Below are 18,595 nucleotides of genomic sequence, written 5' to 3'. Positions count from 1 at the left end.
AGAATCGCGGCTCAGTCCGAGCGCCTCTGGAGGCAGAGTGAGTGATCCTATCGGTGATCGCGCGGCCCGCTACGGCGAAATCGAGGGCAAGTTTCCGGTTTGGTTGGAAGCGATCGAGGTGACTACTGGCGATCAGCAGGCCCGGTTCGCCGTTGTCGGCTTCTCGCTTGGCGGCGCGTTGGCCTGCTCGAGGACTTTTGACGGTTGGCGGTATCGCGTTTGAGGAGAGCCGTCATTGAAGATCGCGACCTACAATGTGAACGGCATAAATGGCCGGTTGTCCGTTCTTCTCCGGTGGCTCAAGCAAGACTGCCCCGACGTTGTGTGTCTACAAGAGCTGAAATGTGCAGCTGATCGTTTTCCGGAGCGCGAATTGCAGCAAGCCGGCTATGCGGCGGTTTGGCACGGTCAAAAGAGTTGGAATGGTGTCGCTATCCTCGCACGGGGCCGACCGCCAGTCCTCACCCGCCGGGGATTGCCGGGAGATCCTGATGACAGCCATAGCCGATATATCGAGGCGGCGGTCAACGGGGTACTGATCGGATGTCTCTATCTCCCCAACGGGAATCCGGTCCCTGGACCCAAGTTCGAATACAAGCTTCGCTGGTTTGACCGGTTGCTGAGCTATGCAGACGAACTGCTCTCGCACGACGTGCCGGTCGCACTCCTCGGCGATTTTAATGTCATGCCGACGGAGCTCGACGTTTATGCACCCGAGCGATGGCGAGATGATGCTCTCTTTCGTCCAGAGGTTAGGAAGGCCTATGCCGACCTGATTCATCAGGGTTGGACGGACACCGTTAGACACCTTCATCCGAGAGAGCGAATTTATACGTTCTGGAAGTACTGGCGAAACTCATTCGAACGCGACGCGGGACTTCGCCTCGACCATATTCTGCTCAGCCCCACCCTTGCACTCCGATTGAAATCCGCGGGAGTTCGACGCGCTCCGCGAGGCTGGGACCACACCAGCGACCACGCGCCGGTTATGATCGAGCTTCTGCCGCCCTAGCCTGACTATGGCCAGCGTTCCCAACGCTTAACCGGTTCTAGCTTTCAAGACGATGGCCGGGCGCTTGAAGCATGCTCGCTGGCGGGCGCGCGAAGCTACTCTTGTCGGTGAAGGGTCAACGCATGAAAGCCCGGCCCGCGGAGGGCCGGGCTTTCATGCGGCGAGCACACGCTGGGCAGCGACGGGCTCAGCCGTCGGTGATCACCAGGTCTGACGAATGTACCAGGTGTCGACGTCAGTCGTCACCTTGTCCTTCTCGATGCCGTAGCGCTCCTGGAACCGCTAACATTGGGGCGATCGTCGGACACCTTAATGTTCGGGCCGCGCAAGCTTCCGCTATTTGTCAGTGTGCCCTATTGGGTGATTGCGCCGCGTTGCTCCCATGGTCCGGGATTGAGAACCGCGCCGTTGACCTTGCCGGCGGCGTCGCGAATGAAGGCGATCCGCGTATGATCGCCGCTCTCGACATGGAATTCATCCTTCGAAAGGAACGCTACGGGCATCGGCTCGCCCTTGTCGAAATCAAGGATCGACCAGGCTCCCGTGGCTTTAACGACAAGCTTGCCGTCCGCGACACGAACTTGAAGCGCGAAACTGTGCGAGGGGACCGCCTCCCTGGCAAAGGCGATCACGATCGGATCGTTCTGCCGCTCGCGGATGATCTTGAGCTTGATGGTGGCGTTGACCGGACCTGAAATCCGACGAAAGGCCACCTCCAAGGTCAGGCCCTTGATCGACTTGTCGTCGATCGCTGTGATGAGATCTCCCGCCATGACGCCTGCTTTCGCGGCAGGGCCGGTGTCGGACAATTTGATCACCCTGAGGCCATCGGTGCCCGCGATAACGGACTCAAGACCGGCCCAACCATTGCCGTCGGCGACCGAGGTCTGCCTGTCCAGCGAACCTGCAGACCCGCCGAAAACGTAACGTCCAACGTATTCGGTGAGGGCACCGGCATTTCGTTGCCCGACTGCGACCGGCGCCGACGCTTCAGGCACATTCAGCGCCGCATAGGGTAGGCGACGGATGGCGTTGAAATAGAAGCCGTTCTCACTGTACTGGCTTCGCTGCATCATCATGATCAGGATCAGCTTCTGTGCCGGATCGATCGAGAAGAACGTGCCCCAGCTTCCCTGCCAGTTGAAGCTTCCGACTGCGCCCGGAATCAAGCTGAAATCAGGGCTGGTGCGGACTGCGAAACCGAGCCCCCAGCCCGTACCGAAGGCCGGACCGACGTCATGCCCCGCAATGTGCATTTTGGGCGGCAGCGAATTCGTCGTCATCAGCCTGACCGTTTCGGGCTTCAAGATACGCACGCCGTCGAGCTCGCCGCCGTTGAGCAGCATCTGGCAGAAGCGCAGGAAGTCGGGGACCGTCGAGACGATTCCTCCCCCGCCGGAAAAGAACGTCTGCGGCTTGCCGACATCGCCATCCGAAAGGGGTTTGGGCTGGGCGCCGGGCACGGCGACGAGACGGGCAAGCTTGTCCTCCGGCACCGAGAAGCCGCTATCGACCATATGCAGCGGCCCAAACAGACGGCTTTGCAGAAACTGATCGAGAGTCTGGCCCGATACGACTTCGATGACCCGTCCGAGGACGTCGTAGCCTATGGAATATTCCCAGACTTCGCCCGGCTGATGCAGAAGCGGAAGTGTTCCGAGGCTTGCGATGAAGGACGCGATGGGCTTGTCGCGTCGGAATGGGGCCTTGGCTCCGTACAGTGCGTGAATCGCGGCATTGCCAAATCCGGGATCGGCGTAGTCCGGCGAAGCATAAACGAGGCCGGACGTATTGCGCAGAAGGTCCCGGATTGTCATCGCCCGCCTGGCAGGTTCAAGCTCCAGCAGGATCGCATCTCCTGTAGCCGGATTGGTCTTGACGACCTGCATATCCCTGAGCTCCGGCAGATACTGCGCCACGGGAGCATCAAGCTCGAGCTTGCCTTCATCGACCAGCATCATGGTGGCGACGCTGGTGATCTGCTTGGACATCGATCCGATGCGAAAGATCGAATCCGGCCGCATCGGAATTGTCTTGTCGTGATCCTCAAAACCGATGGGCTGCAAATAAGCGAGCTTGCCGCCTCGGGCGATCCCAACGACAAAACCGGAGGGATCGCCCTTTTTGGTCTGCGCCTCAAACCAGGAGGTGATGTGCGCCAGCCGTTTCGCCGAAAAGCCGAGACTGTCGGGATCGCCGACGGTCTGCAAATTGTCGGCAAGCACCGCACCCGCCAGACAGAGCGTGAGCGCCGCCAGCGCGGTCAATGAAACGGCAAATCGCTGATATCGCATGGCCAACCCCGTTGTCGCAGCTAGTGCGAGGAAAGATCGCCATCAGCCTGTCGGATGTTTTCACTTCCTTCTCGCCGATTCCCGCAATCCGGCTGGCCGATTCCTCAACTCGACTGGCCGATTTTCAATCGGTCGTTCTTCGGGGCTGCATTTCCCGCCATTGCAAGACGGCGGAATTCGGTTGGAGTCAGATCTGTCGCGGCCTTGAAGGCGCGGTTAAACGGCCCGATCGACTGGAAACCTGTGTCCATCGCAATTGTCAGCACCGGGACTTCCACTTGTTCGGGGTCGACCAGTGCGGCCTTGGCTTCCCCGATCCGGTAATGATTGAGGAACGCATTGAAATTACGGTAACCGAGGCCCTCATTGATGAGCTGCCGCAGCCGGTATTCCGGCACGCCAAGCTCGGCGGAAAGCGATCCAATGGTTAACCTCTCACGCCGGTAGATGCGCTCAACGGTCATCAGCTGTTCCAACCGGCGCAAGAGAGCCGGTTGGATCGCGGCAGGCTTGCCCTCATCGCCAGACGCCTTGGCTGGCGCGCCTAAGGGGACACTTGTCGCGGGCATCAGGATCGAACCTTGCCGCGTTCCCGCCTCCAGCAGATTCCATGCGCTCAAGCCAACTAACACGAACAGAGCGAAGGCGTTGGCAACGCTGGCCATGGAAAAAGTGCGGATCGAGGGCTGCTGCACGAAGCTCAAGTAAGAGTTGAGAACGATTTGGGCCGACGCCCCGATCAGGACGACCAGCCGAAGCCGACGTCGGCCCTCCACCAGATCCGCCCGCCACGTGAGAAGCGTCTGCGCCACCGCCAACAACGCCAGGCCGAGAAAGGCCGATGACAGCGTGCGTTCAATCGCACGCTCCAACGCGGCCGATCGAGTGGTGCCGCTGGCGTCCAGCCATTGCGCGACGGCGACGGCCGCCCACAAGACGCCATGCCAGGGCCTCGGCACGAAATCGTCATCGAAGGCGGCCCGCGCCCATAGCCAGAACACGACACAGTTCGCGCTGGACAACGCCAGCAGCAACAGGCCCCACCACGCAAATGGCCGCGGGAAGGTCGGCGCCGAGCAGATCATGGAAGCAGCGGCGCCTATCGCGAGCGCGGCGCCCAGTAGCGCGGCCGTGCTGTCGCGGCGATCGCGCAGCGCCATGGCTGCGATCAGCAAGCACAATGCGACGATGGCGCCCCGTAACCCCAGATCGATCGACATCAAGCCGCTGGTGTCCACGACCGGAAACACTCCGAATGCCGTTGTTGGCGCCAAAGCCGCGTAGGTTCGCCCATACGCCCTTGACGCAGCCGATGTCGAGTCGGCGGATGATTTCGAAAGCGGCCACGAACCGGACGGGAGCTACTGCGCCTCAAACCAGGAGGTAATGTGTTCCAGCCGCCGCGCCGAAAAGCCGAGACTGCCGAAGCGCCGACGGTCTGCACATCGTCCGAAAACGCCACACCAGCCAGACAGAGCGTCAGCGCCGCCATGCATGATGACCGGATGATTTTACTGGGCCGCCCTTCAGACGATCCTAAACCAAGATAGTCGGAGCGAAGAGCCCGGACCCGGCTCAGAGCCTGAGGTCAAAAATTTGCCCAACGCTCACTTCGCCGCGGCGGCCACTTCCGGTTTGGCACATAGCGTCGTTTCGCTGCTAAGCAGCAAGATGCCGGCTATCGGGTACAGCGGACTCTGGCGTGGCGTCAGGCCGCCAGATTTATAGGTTCACGGCCTAGTGGGTCGACGCGCGCCTGCCGCATGGCATAGTTATCTGAATGGCGGATTGCGCTTCCAGACGCATGACCCATATTGGGCGAGCGGTTAGTTGACCCCTCCAGCCCCCCTCCCGCTGGAGCCTGTCCCGCCGTTCCCCTCGAAGCTTTCGGCTCAGCGCCATGGCTTCTCCTTGGCCGGCTCCCTTTGGGACGCCGGCCTTTTTTCTGAACGATGCATGGGACATCCAGAGAAAGTGCCCTCCGCGTTTCGCGCATCGCATCTGCATGAACTTTGGCGCGACCAATTCGTTAGTCGATCGTCCGTCAGTAGGTAGGAGGCGTAGAATGACTACGGCATCGATCTTGCGACGCTGGGCATCTAAAATCCGCACCGGGGATCGCGCAGGCTATGTCGACTATGTCCGCTCGACTGGCGGAGACGACTACAGCAGTACGCCGGGCAATCTGGGATTCCAAATGCTTCTACGAGATCTCCCTGATGGCACGACAGAGATCGAGACGCTCAGCTGGTGGGATTCGATCGACGCGATAGTGGCCTTCGCCGGCGCAGATCATAACCGCGCCCGCTATTATCCCGAAGACGATCGCTTTCTGCTGGTCAAGCCGGAGTTTGTAACGCACTTCGAGGTCGTCCTCGACGCCCGCCATGGATGGTAGGTTCGCATACCCCGGTATTTTCGCCGGCAGGCGCTGGCGCTCGACCAATCCGGCACCCCGGAAGAACGCCGTCATCAACTTGTCGCCGAACGGATGGATGCTCACCGGGCCTATCACAGAGGTCAAGCGCGAGCGTGGCAATCTGAACGCCCCTCGCGCACTCGCCGATTCTGCCAAGGTTGCCATTGGCGAGCGTGGGCCGGTCTGGTGGGAGGACTGCTCCCCAGACTTCAATCGCTATCACGTGAGGAAACACGCCCTATGCGGGTGGGCTTTGCAATTGAAGACGCCGGAAAGGCATGCGTACCGTGAAACCATCGGAACCTGACAAGCAGGAGGGCGACGTGCAGCAATCTGCCGTCGCCGTGACCACGCGGATTGAACTGAAAGGCGCTTTCACTGTCGATCTACCGCTCGACGTGACAATGCTAAACGAGCGCCTCTACGAGATTGGCCTGTGGCTCATTGATCGTCATATCCCGCATCAGGCTCGCATTCTTTGGGAGCCCGACCACAGGCGGATCCGCATAAGCTTTACCGATGCGGAGGATGCCGGGGCTTTCCGCACGCGCTTCAGTGCTCCTCTCCATTGCCGGCAGCATGATCTGCCATCTCTTCCATCCACCGGGCTGGTAAGCGGCCTCGCGATGGAGACGGTCTGATCAATCCGGAGTCCCGGGTTGATCCCGCTCCACTGAGCAGGCAAGTATTGACCTTAGGCGAGGTTTCGTTGCTAAATTGCACGCCTTCAGTTCGTTCCGTGGCTCAGTTTGCATGAAGAGTTCCTGGATCTTTTCGCCCCATACCCGAGCCGTCTGGCTGAGGACGCTTGTCGTCATCGTATTGGGCGCGGCGATGATCTCGCCGGCCCTATTTTTGCGCTGAAAGCGGAATGGCCGGCAGAGCTCTCTAAAGCTCAATCACAGATCGCGGCTCAAGCGTCGCTTCTCGCGATATCTGCATGTTGGGATAGCCGGCCTGGTTCGCGAACATTCCGGGGCTCGCGGCGCGATAGTCGTTGAGCATATCGCCGGCACATACCATTGAAGGCGTTGGCGCTTCATGCAGTTGGTAATCCGCCGACGATCGGCGGGCGGTAGATCAAGATGAGATGTGCCTCGATCGCATCGAGCAGAGCATCGTCGGAAAGGTTCGGATCGCTGAGGCCGAGTTTGCGAGAAGCGTCCCCTCCTCGCGCAGGATTTCCCGGACGGTTCGCCCGGCCCGGTCAAGAAACTATTCCAGCAGCTTCACCAGCGCCTGCGTAGGCGGCGTCTTCGGGCACTCGATGACGTGCGGCTCGACGCTCGCATTGCGAATAAGGTCCAGCGCGTTGCGGGAAGTCCCGCAGGCCGGGTTGTGATAGGGGACGACGTCCATCACGCCACCTTCGGGCGGCCGCCGCGCTCGCACCTTCGAGCCCGCCAGTTCGCCGCACCTGCTGTGCCAACGGCCTCCGGTCCAGGCTGGCCAGGCCATGATGAAATGCGCGCCGGTTGTTCCCAATAAACCGTACGGTCCATGACGCCTTTTTTGACAGCACCAGAAAATCTTTAATCCGGCCATCGACTATTCGTGATGTCAGCGGCCGAATAACCCGTGAAAGCGCCCGAGGAAGCTGCGCAGGCGCTCGTTTTCCGGATGATCGAACACATCTTCAGGCCGCCCTTCCTGCGCGACGCGGCCTTGGTCAAGAAAGACCACGTGATGCGAGACCTCACGCACGAACAGCATTTCGTGACTGACCAGCAACATGGTCATGCCTGCCTCCGCCAGTGCCTGCATGACACCGAGAACTTCGGCGACGAGTTCGGGGTCCAGCGCCGAGGTCACTTCGTCGAAGAGCAGAAGGCGGGGCTGCATCGCGACCGCCCGCGCAATAGCGACGCGCTGCTGCTGCCCTCCCGAGAGCTGATAGGGATAGTGGTCCTTGCGCTCGCCTAGGCCGACGCGGCCGAGCCAGTGGCTGGCGATGTCCGTCGCCTCCGCTTTTGGCTTGCCCTGCACCTTGACGAGGCCCAGCATCACGTTCTCGGCCGCCGTCAGATGGGGGAACAGGTTGAACTGCTGGAAGACCATCCCCATTCGGGCTCTTTGGGCGGAGATCTTCGTTTCGCTCAGGCGCTTGCGCGTCTCTCCGGCCAGCTTGTAGCCGATCGGATCGCCATCGAGCAGGATTTCGCCGCCATCGTGCTCTTCCAGCAGGTTGATGCATCGCAGGAAGGTCGTCTTGCCGGACCCAGAAGCCCCTATCAGCGAGACGACCTGGCCCTGCCGCATGGTGAGATCAATGCCTTTCAGCACCTCGACCTTGCCGAAGTGCTTGCGGACATTTGTGGCTTGAAGAAGAGGCGGTTCGCTCATGGCGGCCTTCAATAGCGTAGATAGGAGAAGCGGCGCTCAAGCACCCCGCCCAGCTGGGCGAGCGTGAAATTGATGACGAGATAGAGCGCCAGCGTGAGTAGATAGAAATCGACGATCATATAGTTGCGCGCCATCTGTTGCTGGGCGGCGAGAAGCAGCTCGATCACGCCGATGATAGAGAGGAGCGTTGTGCCCTTGACGATCTCCAGTGCGGTGTTCACCCAAGGCGGCAGTATCCTGCGAAAGGCCTGGGGCAGGATGACGTACGCGAGTCGCTGGCGGAATGTGAGGCCGATCGCCTTGGCCGCCTCCATCTGCCCAGCCGGCACCGATTGCACGGCACCGCGGAAGTTCTCGGCAACATGGGCGGTGGCGAAAGCGCCGAGCGCAACGACTCCTGCCCAGAATGCCGGCACATTGATGCCGAACAGCGCCAGGCCGTAATAGGTGAATAGGATCAGCACCAGCAGCGGGATGCCGCGCATCACGTCGACGTAAAGACGTGCCAGGCCGCTGAGCCACCACCAGCCATAGGACAGCGCGACCCCTACGGCGATGCCGCAGACCGTGGCCATCACGATGCTCAACATCGAACTGGCGAGCGTGACGCCAAGGCCGACCAGCAGCGCCTCGCGCGCCGCCCAGGCCTCGAACCAGAAGGTGCCGGGGGTGAAGGTCATGACCGCCGGCTCCTCAGCGAATGGCTGCGTAACGGCGCTCGACCAGGCGCAGCAAGGTGGCGATGACATAGGCCGTGACAAGATAGAGCCCGCTTGCCGTCAACCAAACCTCCATGACGCGAAAGGTGTTGGCATTGATCTGGCGGGCGGTGAAGGTCAGCTCCGGCACGGCGATGGCGGCGGCAAGCGAGGTGTCCTTGAACAGCGAAATCAGATTATTGCTGACGGCCGGCAGCGTGATCCTGAACATCACCGGCAGGACGACGTAGAGCTGACGCTGCAGCGGCCTTAGCCCGATGGCCTTCGCCGCCTCGACATATTGCTTCGGGATCGAGGCCAGGCCGGAGCGGAAGACCTCGCACATATAAGCCCCGGCATAGAGCGACAGCGACAGAACGAAGCTCTGGCTCTTGCCGAGCACGGTGATGTCGAATTCGGGCAGGCCGAAATAAAGGAAAAAGATAAGCAGCAGCAATGGGGTGCAGCGGATAAACTCGACATAGGCCCAGACAGGGTAGGACAGCCACTTGCGGGGCGACAGCCGGGCATAGGCCGCCAACAACCCGATGACAGATCCGATCGCCAGCGAGACGACGGCCAGCCCAAGCCCTAGAAGCAGCGCGTCGGTAAACTTGTCCCAGTTCCGCGTGATCACGGACCAGTCGAAATGATAATCGATCATGCCTGCGATCCGGGGACGACGTGGCGAAGCCGGTCAGGCCTCGCCGCCGGGAGACAGTGGATCCGGATGGATCAGGCGAATTCCTGCGGAAATCCTACTTTGGGAAGCGGCAGTTCGATGCCAAACCACTTCTTATACGAGGCGGCGAAGGTGTCGAAGTCGACGCCCATCATCGCCTCCTTGTAAACGGTGTTGACCCAATTCAGCCAAATCGGATCGCCAGGTTTCACGGCCGATGCATAGGAATTCGGCATCCAGCCGAACCCTGAATCGACGAAGCGGTCGGGCGCCTGCTGCATCAGCCAACGGATAGCGGACTGATCCTGCATCGAGGCGTCGATGCGGCGGGCATTCAGCGCTTGCATGGCCGCATCGGGGCTGTCGAAGGCATCGACCTTGGCCTCGGGCAGGGCCTTGTGGATCCACTCCTCCAGAAAGACGTTTTGCATGCCGCCGATGGTCACCGCCTTGCCAGCCGCCTTGAGCTCGGCATAGCTTTTGTACTTGCCCCCCTTGGCGAGCATCAGCAGGCCGTTGCCCTCGCGGTAATAAGGAATGGTGAACTCGACCTGCTGGGCTCGACCGGGGGTCACGGTCATCCATTGCACGACGATGTCAACCTTGTCGGTGACGAGGCTTGGAATGCGGGCATCTGAACCCTGGATGACGAATTCGACCTTGTCCGGATCGTCGAAAAGGCTCTTGGCGAGTAGCCGGGCGAGGTCGATATCCATGCCGGCGAGCTTGCCGCTCGCGTCCTGGAAATGCCAGGGCGGGTTGGTGCTGCCGGTTCCGACGATCAGCTTGCCGCGCTCCTTGATGGTGTACAGCTTGCTCTTGGCGACTGTCTGCGCTGCCACAGGCGTCGGCGCGAGCGCCGCGACACTGCTCGCCGCGAGACCGCCCAGAGCTGCACCAGCGAGGCCGAGTCCGAACAGGCTGCGCCGTTCGACCGTAAGATCGCCGTCTACTGCCGGTGCCTGGTCATCATGAGCGCCCATTGCCCTCTCCTCTGCCGTATCGTCAGCGACCGGCTCGGTCGCTGACGATACGGCAGCAAAAATCAGGCCAGGCTTCGAAGAACGCCCGGCCCGAGAGAGAGGCTCGTCTCCTCGCCCTGCTCGATCGCTGCTTCGCAGAGACGAGCCACCGCCACAGTGTCTTCTGGATCAAAGACGCGATGCGTCCTGACGGGCATCTCTTGAAAGGCACCCCCATCCTTGAAACCATGTCCCGTGATCAGGCAGACGATGCGCGATCCCGGGGCAAGGTGCCCCCCGCCCAGAAGCTGCGGAAGGGCAGCGACCGAGCTTGCGCCCGTCGGCTCGGCATAGACTCCCTCCAGCCTCGCCAGCCGAAACATGGCCTCACGCAGCTGCGCATCGCTGACCGCCAGTACCAGTCCCCCGCTTTCCTTCACGAGGCGCAGCGTATAGCTGCCGTCGCGCTCATAGCCGATCAGCGGATCGCTGATACCGGAGGCGATGGTCTCGGGCGTGCTCCACGCCGTGACGTGCTCTGCACCCGCCGCGAAAGCGCGAGCAATTGGTGCGCATCCTTCCGCCTGCACGGCAACGAGGTGCGTCGCGGCACCCGCTTCCTTGAGGCCTTGCCAAACACCTTTGACGAGGGGGCCGCTGCCTGTCGGAATCAAGACATGGCTCGGCGGGACGCCGTCGAGCTGGGCAAAGAGTTCGCGTCCGACAGCAGTGAGACCAGCGACGGCATAAGGATTGATGAAGGTCGTGGTCAGGTTGACGAAGCCATGCCGCTCCGCCAGCGCGCGGGCAAGGTCATAGGAGCGGCTGTAATTCCCTTCAACGAGGAGCAGAACCGCGCCATGCGCCGCAATCTGCGTCACCTTGTTTGGCGGCGTACGCGCCGGGACGACGACGATCGCCGGCATGCCGGCTCGGGCGGCGTAGACCGCCGTCGCCGCTCCGGCATTTCCCGATGACGCGCAGACGACGCCGCGCGCGCCCGTGGCGATGGCACGGCCGAGCGCCGCTGCGATCAACCGATCCTTGAAGGAGCCGCTTGGGTTACGGGTCTCGTCCTTCAGCCAGAGTTCGCCCTTGAAACCCGGCAGTGCTCTTTCCAGCCGCTCGGCGCGAATGAGCGGCGTCTGCCCCTCGCCGAAGGAAAAAGCTGGAACGCCGTCATTCCCGACCTGCTCCAGAATGCCGCCGCAGGCCTGGCATTCATATGCCCATCGCGGTGCGAGCTCAGCCATGCAATCGACACAGCGGAGCTTCATGGCGGTTCCTCCTCCAGGATATGGTCCAGACGACCGAAGCGAGAATGAAGAGCCAAGCCGAAACTGTCATCGCAGATTCCGCAATGGCGACACCTCAAAAAGGCGATTGCAACAAGTGAGCTCGTGCCCGGAACAAACCGGCGCGTTGCGCCATCCAGAAGCGGAAGTTGAATCCGTGCCAGGAAGCGGACGTTGGGCGCTGGCAACGGCAATGTCGGTTGGCGCCTCGATACCATCATTGCCGCGCTGATTGGTATCGTGCCAACCCGTGACCCAGACAACGCCTGCTGGGTCGTTTTGCTTAATGTGATGAGGCTCTGAGCGCTCTCTTCGATCGGCCGTCAAGCGCGGAAGATGCTCTCGACAGATGGTACACACTTCACGGCCCTCCCCAAACAGCGCTAAGTCAGGCTCCCTCGCGCCTGGGCGCGCGTAGCTGACGTGGCATGGCGTGAACCTCAAATTCCTCGAAACCTTCGTCTGGGTCGCACGGCTGCGGAACTTCTCGGTCGCTGCCGACAAGCTCTGCACCACGCAAGCTGCGGTCTCCAATCGCATCGCGACGCTGGAGCGGGAACTCGGCGTGCGCCTGTTCGAGCGCGACCTGCGCAATGTCGGGCTGACGCCGCATGGCCAGCGAGCCTTGCCGCAGGCGGAGGCGATCATGCGTATGGTCGCAGAACTCGAACGCTCGATCGCCGATGCTGGCCAGGTCCGCGGGACGGTGCTGATCGGCACGGTCGATTCCGTCGTCTATGCTTGGCTGCCGCGCCTGATCGAGCGGGTCAAGGAGACCTATCCGAACGTCGCGATCGACCTCAACGTCGACACCAGCCTGAATCTCGCCCGCCAGATCCAGGAAGGGCAGATCGATCTAGGCCTGATCATGGGGCCGGTGGTCGCGCCGCATATCCGCAACATCGAGCTGTGCGTCTTTGACTGTCTCTGGATCGGCTCGCCCAAACTGCCGCTGAAGCCCGGCCGGCTCGCCATCGGCGACCTCACCGCCTATCCGATCTTCGCCTATTCGAAGGGCTCGCAGCCACACCATTCGGTGCTGCGTGCGATCGAGCTTTCTGGGATCGACACCGAAACGGTGCGGGTGTTCAATTCGAACTCACTTGCCACCATCACCCGGCTGGTCAGGGACGGCGTCGGCGTCGCGGTGCTGCCGCGGGCGGTGGTGCAGGAGTTCCTCGATACCGGTGAGCTGCATGTGCTCGATGTCGAGGCAAGGCTGCCGCCACTGCATTTCCATGCCGTCTTCAACGACAATCCGGGAAACACGCTGCCGGCCCTGATCGCCGATATGGCGGCGGAAATCGCGGCGTCCTGAGCCGACTGCCGACTCTATGGCGATCTGCCTCGACAACAGGCACGCCCTGGTCACGGCGCTGTCATAAGTAATTCTTGTCGGGGCGAACAAGAATTTCGCGTTTGCGGGCCCATCGGGGGTTTGCTCTCCTGCCGCACCGACAGCGGGGAGAATGCCGATGAAGGTCTCACTCATCCAGATGAACTCGCAGGACGACAAGTCCGCGAACCTGAAGACGGCCCGGGCCATGGTCGAGAAGGTCGTCGCGCAAGACCAGCCCGATCTCATCGTCCTGCCGGAATACTACGCCTTTCTCGATGGCAACGCGGCGGCGATGCGCGCGAGCGCCGAGACCTTCCCGAACGGCGAGAGCTATCGCCTGATGTCAGGCCTAGCCGAGAAGCATGGCGTGACCATCCATGCGGGCAGCGTCGCTGAGCGCGACGGCGATGACTATTTCAACGCGACGATCGTCTTCGGGCCCGACGGCAAGCAGATCGCGCATTACCGCAAGATCCATCTGTTCGACGTCGATGCGCCCGGCGGCGTCAGCTATCGCGAGTCCAACATGGTTTCGCGCGGGCGGGAGGTCGTGACCTACAGGGTTGGCGAGACGACCGTGGGCTGCGCCATCTGCTACGACATCCGCTTCCCCGAACTCTTCCGCAAGCTGCGCGACGCCGGCGCGGACGTCATCGTCCTGCCCGCGGCCTTCACACTGATGACGGGCAAGGACCACTGGGAATTGCTGGCACGGGCACGGGCCTGCGAAACGCAGACCTGGTTCCTCGCCACCGGCCAGACCGGCACGCACGCCCAGGGCAAGAACGCCTGCTACGGCCATTCGATGGTGATCAACCCCTGGGGCCATGTCACCGCGCAGGCCTCGGACGGCGTCGGCACGATCAGCGGCCGGCTCGATTTCGACTACACGGCGAAGGTCCGTGCGGCGGTGCCGGTCGCCAACCATCACGTCATCGCCTGAGCGGAAAGAGCCTTCCCATGTTCACCGTCAATCCCATGCCGGCGCGGATCTCCGGCGATCTTGTCTCCCTGCTTCAGCAATGCGAGGTCGCGACCATCGGCCATGTGCTGCATTCGGGCTTCGTCGATCGCGAGATCAGGGCGGTGCTGCCGGCCAAGCGCATCGCCGGCACGGCCGTCACGATCCGAATTCCCCACGCGGATTCGACGGCGCTGCACTATCTGACGAAGCTGGTGCGCCCCGGCGACATTGTGGTGATCGACCGCTGCGGCGACACCAAGCATGCCTGTTGGGGCGGCGTCGTTACCCATGCGATGAAGAACGCCGGCGTCGCCGCGGGCGTGATCGACGGCCCGGCCACGGACTTCTCCGAGATCGTCAAGACCGACATGCCGATGTGGTGCCGCGGCCCCTCGCCGATCACCACCAAGATCCTCGGCACGGAAGGGGCGATCAACGTGCCCGTCAGTGTCGGAGGCCAGACGATCGAACCCGGTGACGCGGTGCTCTGCGACGAAAGCGGCGTGGTGGTCCTGAAGACCGCAACCGCCGACGCTTACGCCCGCAAGGCGATCGAGATGCAGCAAAACGAACTCGTGCTCCTGGAGCGCCTGCGCAAGGGCGAGAAGCTGCCCGATATTTCCGGCGCGACCGCTCTGGTCGAGGGCAAGCTCGCCAAGTCCTGAGGCGTCTGAGACACGGAATCAATCGACCAGGCCTGACGACGGGTGGAGCACCGCCCGCGTAACAACAAAGGGGATCGGACATGCAGACATCGACGAAGCTCACCATGGCCATCGCGCTGGCGGCCGGCTTCTATGCGCAGGGCACGCTCGCGCAGCAACAGACCGTCACGGTCATGGCCTATTCTGGCCTGTTCCAGGAGCGTTACACCAAGGCCGTGATCGAGCCCTTCATGAAGGCCAATCCCGGCATCAAGGTCGACTATTTCCCGCTGCCGAACTCGGCCCAGATGCTCGGTAATTTGCGCGCCCAGAAGGCGGCGCCGCAGGCCGACGTTGTGATCATGGACGTCTCGGTCTCCAAGGCTGCGACCGACGAGAAGCTGCTGATCAAGATCGACGACAAGGTCTCGAAGAACGTCTCCGATCTCTATCCGAACGCCCGCATCGCCGATGTCGACGGCGTCGCCGTGACCTTCGACAATCTCGTCATGCTCTATAATTCGGACGTCGTGAAGGAGACGCCCAAGAGCTGGATGGACCTCGCCAAGCCCGATCTCAAGGGCAAGGTCGCGATCCCCGGCATGCCCGATATCCAGGGTCTGTCGCTCGTCCTGATCATGGACAAGGCGCGCGGCGGCACCGACTATCTCAAGAGCGTCGACCAAGGCATCGCAGCGCTCGGGGAGATCGCCCCCAACGTCCAGACCTGGGAGCCCAAGCCGGAAGTCTATCCCGTGATCATCTCCGGTCAGGCCGCCGCCGGCGCCGGCTGGAACGCCCGCGCGCAGGTCAATGCCGACGCATCCGGCGGCAAGCTCAAGGTGATCCTCCCGCAGGAAGGCAGCGTCTTCCAGATCAACACGATCAACTATGTCGCCGGCGGCCCCGGCAACGATGCCGGCGCCAAGTTCATCGACTACGCGTTGTCGCCGGAGGCCCAGAAGTCCTTCACCGAAAGCATGTTCTACGCGCCGACCAACGCCAAGGCCCAGATCTCGGATGCCGCGATCGCGCGCACCGCGGTCAAGTCCATGGACAAGGTTATCCCGATCGACTGGATCGCTCTCGCCAAGGTTCGCGAGCCGATCATGGAGCAGTGGCGCCGCAAGGTGATCCCGCTGAGCCGCTGAGCCGAGAAGGATAGACCGTCATGACCGACACCAGCACGGCACCGGGCCAGGGCTTTCTCTCCATCCAGGGGCTGACCAAGCGCTATGCCGGCTTCACGGCGGTCGACAATCTGGACCTCGAGGTCCCCAAGGGCGAGCTCGTTGCCTTCCTCGGCCCCTCGGGTTGCGGCAAGACGACCTCACTCAGGATGATCGCCGGCCTCGTGCCGGCAACATCGGGACGCATCGTCGTCGGCGGGCAGGACCTCACCGAGGTTGCGACGCACCGCCGCGACATGGGCCTGGTCTTCCAGAGCTACGCGCTGTTTCCGCATATGAGCGTGGCGAAGAACGTCGCCTTCGGCCTCGAGATGCGCAAGGTGCCGAAGGACGAGATCGCGAAACGCGTGAAGGAAGCGATCGCCCTGGTGCATTTGACCGGCAAGGAAGAGCACCGGCCGGCCCAGCTCTCGGGCGGTCAGCAGCAGCGCGTGGCGCTCGCGCGTGCGCTCGTCATCCGGCCATCGATCCTGCTCTTCGACGAGCCGCTCTCCAATCTCGACGCGAAGCTGCGCGACGAGATGCGCAACGAGATCCGCGACATCCAGCGGCGGCTCGGCATCACCGCGATCTTCGTGACGCATGACCAGAGCGAGGCGTTGACGATGTGCGACAAAGTCGTGGTCATGAACCAGGGCCGGCTCGAACAGCTCGGCACGCCGGTCGATCTCTACGAGCGCCCGAAGACCGCCTTCGTGGCGAGCTTCGTCGGCCGTACCAACCGCCTGAAGGCCGTAGCGACGGACGGCTTCGCCGATTTCGGCGGCCAGCGCTTCGCGGCGCCCGGCGACCTGTCGGGCCCAGTCGAGGTGATGGTCCGTCCGCATCGCATCGCCCTGGCACCGACCGGCGGCGAAGGGGTCGCGGGCACCATCATGCGGGCGACCTTCGCAGGCGATATCCTGCAATACGACATCGACGTCGCCGGGCAGACCGTCTCGGTCGAACTCGCGACGCGCGGCGGCGAGACCGTGCTCGCGCCGGGGACGGCAGTCGCCCTGTCGTGGCGGCCGCAGGATGTCTTCGTCTACGGGTCGGCGGCGTGAGCGCGGCGATCACCATGCCAGCCGCCGTGGCCAAGCCGCGCCGGAACGGGCTTGCGCTGGTCATCGCGCTGATCGCGCCGATCGCGCTGGTCAACGCCTTCGGTTTCCTCGCGCCGGTGCTCAATCTCGCACGCATGTCGTTCTACGAGGTCGAGCCTACCGGTACGATGCGCGAGGCCTTCTCGCTCGCGACCTGGGGCAAGGTCATCGCCGACACCTTCTACGCCGAGCTGATCGTCAACAGCATCACAGTCAGCCTCGGCATCACTCTGCTGACGCTGATCTGCTCCTATCCGATCGCGCTCTATCTGCACCGCTCCAGCGGCACCTGGAGGACGATCCTGCTCGTGCTGGTGATCTCGCCGCTGCTGACCTCGGCGGTGGTGAGGACCTATGGCTGGATCGCGATCCTCTCCGAGAACGGGCTGGTCAACAATCTGGTCAATGGCCTCGGTCTCGAGCGCCTGCGATTGATGTTCAACAAGACCGGCGTGGTCATCGGTCTCACGGAGATCCTGATGCCCTATATGATCCTGGCGCTTCTCGCCGGCTTCGGGCGGCTTGACCCGCGTGTCGAGGAGGCCGCATCGACCCTAGGCGCGCCGCCCTTCACGATCTTCCGCCGGATCATCCTGCCGCTGACGCTGCCCGGCATCGCGCTCGGCTGCCTGCTTTGCTTCGTACTCGCGGTCTCCTCCTTCATCACGCCGAAACTGCTCGGCGGCGGGCGCGTCTTTCTGCTGGCGACCGAGATCTACGACCAGGCGATCGTGACGCTGAACTGGCCGCTGGCCGCCTCGCTGTCGATCCTGGTGCTCGTCATCTTCGGCACCGCGCTCGTGCTCTACACCCGCGCGCTCCGCGCGATCCTGTGAGGGAGGCTGATCATGGATGAACGTCCCGTCTCCCCGGCACTGAAGCTGCTGGCGTTCCTGATGTTCGCCTTCCTGTTGGCGCCGCTGATCGTCGTTGTGCCGATCTCCTTCTCCGGCGACAGCTATATGATGTTCCCGCCTTCGAGCTGGAGCGTTAAGTGGTATCCGGCGATCTTCCTGGACGGGAAGATGACTGCCGCCTTCTGGACCAGCCTGCTCCTCGCCTGCGTGGTCACAGTGCTCTGTCTCGTCATCGCATTGCCTGCGGCCTTCGCGCTAGTGCGGCTGAGGCCGCGCGGGGCAGAGGCACTCTCCAGCCTCTTCACCGCGCCGCTCTTGCTGCCGACGATCGTGCTCGGTCTCGCCATTCTGATCGTCTTCGCCCGCTACGGGCTGCTCGCGACCTTCCCCGGCCTCGTCGCAGCCCATCTCGTGGTGACGCTGCCCTATGCGCTGCGCGTGCTCGCCACGGCGCTGTCGACGCTGCCGATCGCTGTCGAGGAAGCCGCTTCGACGCTCGGCGCCTCGCCTTTCACGGTCTTCCGCCGGATTACCTTGCCGATGATGAAGTCGGGACTGATCGGCACGACGGCGCTGTGCTTCCTCGTCTCCTTCGACGAGGTCGTGCTCTCGCTGTTCATGACCGGCCCGCGCATCCAGACGCTGCCGGTCGCGATGTATCACCATGTCGAGCAGCAGGCGGACCCGCTGGTGGCGGCGCTCTCCGTGCTCCTCGTCGTGCTCACCCTTCTCGTCGTGCTCGTGGTCGACCGGACCTCGGGCCTGGCCAAGACCTTCGTCAAATGAGCCGGCCGAACACGCACTAGCTCGA

18 protein-coding genes and 1 pseudogene are annotated in these 18,595 nt (G+C 62.6%); 11 read left to right on the top strand and 8 right to left on the bottom strand.

The features are described 5' to 3' along the window. The first annotated feature begins 37 nt into the window (after positions 1-37). Positions 38-223, top strand: a complete 186-nt coding sequence (locus AB6806_RS20400) for a hypothetical protein (protein WP_112764426.1) — start codon at positions 38-40, stop codon at positions 221-223. A 12-nt stretch (positions 224-235) separates the two neighbouring features. Then, positions 236-1,012 (top strand): exodeoxyribonuclease III, encoded by a 777-nt coding sequence (gene xth, locus AB6806_RS20395; RefSeq protein WP_370955388.1) that lies wholly within the window; start codon positions 236-238, stop codon positions 1,010-1,012. Between the two features lie 353 nt (positions 1,013-1,365). Here xth and AB6806_RS20390 read toward each other — a convergent pair whose 3' ends face one another. Next, a complete protein-coding gene (locus AB6806_RS20390) occupies positions 1,366-3,306 on the bottom strand; it encodes a serine hydrolase (protein WP_370955387.1) in 1,941 nt (646 codons plus the stop codon). Between the two features lie 104 nt (positions 3,307-3,410). Continuing rightward, on the bottom strand, positions 3,411-4,526 hold the full coding sequence (locus AB6806_RS20385; protein WP_370955386.1) for an AraC family transcriptional regulator: 1,116 nt from the start codon (positions 4,524-4,526) through the stop codon (positions 3,411-3,413). A gap of 845 nt (positions 4,527-5,371) precedes the next feature. On the opposite strand from AB6806_RS20385, the gene AB6806_RS20380 reads away from it, so the two are divergent. Both AB6806_RS20380 and AB6806_RS20375 read left to right on the top strand, forming a co-directional pair. Continuing rightward, on the top strand, positions 5,372-5,704 hold the full coding sequence (locus tag AB6806_RS20380; RefSeq protein ID WP_185747855.1) for a hypothetical protein: 333 nt from the start codon (positions 5,372-5,374) through the stop codon (positions 5,702-5,704). A gap of 299 nt (positions 5,705-6,003) precedes the next feature. After that, a complete protein-coding gene (locus AB6806_RS20375) occupies positions 6,004-6,366 on the top strand; it encodes a hypothetical protein (protein ID WP_370955385.1) in 363 nt (120 codons plus the stop codon). A 419-nt stretch (positions 6,367-6,785) separates the two neighbouring features. Here the strand turns inward: AB6806_RS20375 and AB6806_RS20370 are convergent. The 6 genes and pseudogenes from AB6806_RS20370 to AB6806_RS20345 all read right to left on the bottom strand — a co-directional run. Beyond that, positions 6,786-7,084 (bottom strand): annotated as a pseudogene (locus tag AB6806_RS20370) (ArsC/Spx/MgsR family protein); the annotation flags it as partial. A gap of 201 nt (positions 7,085-7,285) precedes the next feature. Next, entirely contained in the window at positions 7,286-8,068 is a 783-nt protein-coding gene (locus tag AB6806_RS20365; RefSeq protein ID WP_038366169.1) for an amino acid ABC transporter ATP-binding protein, read from the bottom strand. 8 nt (positions 8,069-8,076) lie between these two features. Then, positions 8,077-8,748: an amino acid ABC transporter permease gene (locus tag AB6806_RS20360; protein ID WP_133564944.1), complete on the bottom strand. Its 672-nt coding sequence runs from the start codon at positions 8,746-8,748 to the stop codon at positions 8,077-8,079. Between the two features lie 13 nt (positions 8,749-8,761). Next, entirely contained in the window at positions 8,762-9,430 is a 669-nt protein-coding gene (locus tag AB6806_RS20355) for an amino acid ABC transporter permease (RefSeq protein ID WP_465247237.1), read from the bottom strand. Between the two features lie 71 nt (positions 9,431-9,501). Continuing rightward, positions 9,502-10,431: a transporter substrate-binding domain-containing protein gene (locus tag AB6806_RS20350; RefSeq protein WP_370955384.1), complete on the bottom strand. Its 930-nt coding sequence runs from the start codon at positions 10,429-10,431 to the stop codon at positions 9,502-9,504. Between the two features lie 62 nt (positions 10,432-10,493). Continuing rightward, positions 10,494-11,663 (bottom strand): pyridoxal-phosphate dependent enzyme, encoded by a 1,170-nt coding sequence (locus AB6806_RS20345; RefSeq protein WP_370955520.1) that lies wholly within the window; start codon positions 11,661-11,663, stop codon positions 10,494-10,496. A 475-nt stretch (positions 11,664-12,138) separates the two neighbouring features. Between AB6806_RS20345 and AB6806_RS20340 the strand changes: the two genes are divergently transcribed. The 7 genes from AB6806_RS20340 to AB6806_RS20310 all read left to right on the top strand — a co-directional run bounded on the left by AB6806_RS20340 (position 12,139) and on the right by AB6806_RS20310 (position 18,570). After that, complete coding sequence (locus AB6806_RS20340; RefSeq protein ID WP_370955383.1) at positions 12,139-13,023, top strand: LysR family transcriptional regulator; 885 nt, start codon at positions 12,139-12,141, stop codon at positions 13,021-13,023. A 157-nt stretch (positions 13,024-13,180) separates the two neighbouring features. After that, a complete protein-coding gene (locus AB6806_RS20335; protein ID WP_142021091.1) occupies positions 13,181-13,987 on the top strand; it encodes a carbon-nitrogen hydrolase family protein in 807 nt (268 codons plus the stop codon). Positions 13,988-14,004: 17 nt separating this feature from the next. After that, the gene (locus AB6806_RS20330) at positions 14,005-14,673 is read left to right on the top strand and encodes an RraA family protein (protein WP_370955382.1); all 669 of its coding nucleotides are present in this window, start codon (positions 14,005-14,007) and stop codon (positions 14,671-14,673) included. A gap of 104 nt (positions 14,674-14,777) precedes the next feature. Further along, positions 14,778-15,803: an ABC transporter substrate-binding protein gene (locus AB6806_RS20325; RefSeq protein WP_370955519.1), complete on the top strand. Its 1,026-nt coding sequence runs from the start codon at positions 14,778-14,780 to the stop codon at positions 15,801-15,803. 20 nt (positions 15,804-15,823) lie between these two features. Next, positions 15,824-16,888 carry an ABC transporter ATP-binding protein gene (locus AB6806_RS20320; RefSeq protein WP_370955381.1) on the top strand — a complete coding sequence of 355 codons (1,065 nt, stop codon included), beginning with the start codon at positions 15,824-15,826 and terminating at the stop codon, positions 16,886-16,888. A gap of 14 nt (positions 16,889-16,902) precedes the next feature. Beyond that, positions 16,903-17,763 carry an ABC transporter permease gene (locus tag AB6806_RS20315; protein WP_142021095.1) on the top strand — a complete coding sequence of 287 codons (861 nt, stop codon included), beginning with the start codon at positions 16,903-16,905 and terminating at the stop codon, positions 17,761-17,763. A gap of 12 nt (positions 17,764-17,775) precedes the next feature. Beyond that, positions 17,776-18,570, top strand: a complete 795-nt coding sequence (locus tag AB6806_RS20310) for an ABC transporter permease (RefSeq protein ID WP_112764417.1) — start codon at positions 17,776-17,778, stop codon at positions 18,568-18,570. Positions 18,571-18,595: the final 25 nt, after the last annotated feature.

Source organism: Allobosea sp. RCC_152_1 (assembly GCF_041360765.1).
Taxonomy (GTDB): Bacteria; Pseudomonadota; Alphaproteobacteria; order Rhizobiales; family Beijerinckiaceae; genus Allobosea; species Allobosea spartocytisi.
This window is presented reverse-complemented; position numbering and strand designations above follow the sequence as displayed.

Coding starts and splice junctions, on each gene's coding strand:
- AB6806_RS20315 (WP_142021095.1), top strand. CDS start 16,903: ATGCCAGCCGCCGTGGCCAAGCCGCGCCGGAACGGGCTTGCGCTGGTC.
- AB6806_RS20350 (WP_370955384.1), bottom strand. CDS start 10,431: ATGGGCGCTCATGATGACCAGGCACCGGCAGTAGACGGCGATCTTACG.
- AB6806_RS20355 (WP_465247237.1), bottom strand. CDS start 9,430: ATGATCGATTATCATTTCGACTGGTCCGTGATCACGCGGAACTGGGAC.
- AB6806_RS20325 (WP_370955519.1), top strand. CDS start 14,778: ATGGCCATCGCGCTGGCGGCCGGCTTCTATGCGCAGGGCACGCTCGCG.
- AB6806_RS20380 (WP_185747855.1), top strand. CDS start 5,372: ATGACTACGGCATCGATCTTGCGACGCTGGGCATCTAAAATCCGCACC.
- AB6806_RS20345 (WP_370955520.1), bottom strand. CDS start 11,663: ATGGCTGAGCTCGCACCGCGATGGGCATATGAATGCCAGGCCTGCGGC.
- AB6806_RS20310 (WP_112764417.1), top strand. CDS start 17,776: ATGGATGAACGTCCCGTCTCCCCGGCACTGAAGCTGCTGGCGTTCCTG.
- AB6806_RS20360 (WP_133564944.1), bottom strand. CDS start 8,748: ATGACCTTCACCCCCGGCACCTTCTGGTTCGAGGCCTGGGCGGCGCGC.
- AB6806_RS20335 (WP_142021091.1), top strand. CDS start 13,181: ATGAAGGTCTCACTCATCCAGATGAACTCGCAGGACGACAAGTCCGCG.
- AB6806_RS20330 (WP_370955382.1), top strand. CDS start 14,005: ATGTTCACCGTCAATCCCATGCCGGCGCGGATCTCCGGCGATCTTGTC.
- AB6806_RS20320 (WP_370955381.1), top strand. CDS start 15,824: ATGACCGACACCAGCACGGCACCGGGCCAGGGCTTTCTCTCCATCCAG.
- AB6806_RS20385 (WP_370955386.1), bottom strand. CDS start 4,526: ATGTCGATCGATCTGGGGTTACGGGGCGCCATCGTCGCATTGTGCTTG.
- AB6806_RS20365 (WP_038366169.1), bottom strand. CDS start 8,068: ATGAGCGAACCGCCTCTTCTTCAAGCCACAAATGTCCGCAAGCACTTC.
- AB6806_RS20390 (WP_370955387.1), bottom strand. CDS start 3,306: ATGCGATATCAGCGATTTGCCGTTTCATTGACCGCGCTGGCGGCGCTC.
- AB6806_RS20375 (WP_370955385.1), top strand. CDS start 6,004: ATGCGTACCGTGAAACCATCGGAACCTGACAAGCAGGAGGGCGACGTG.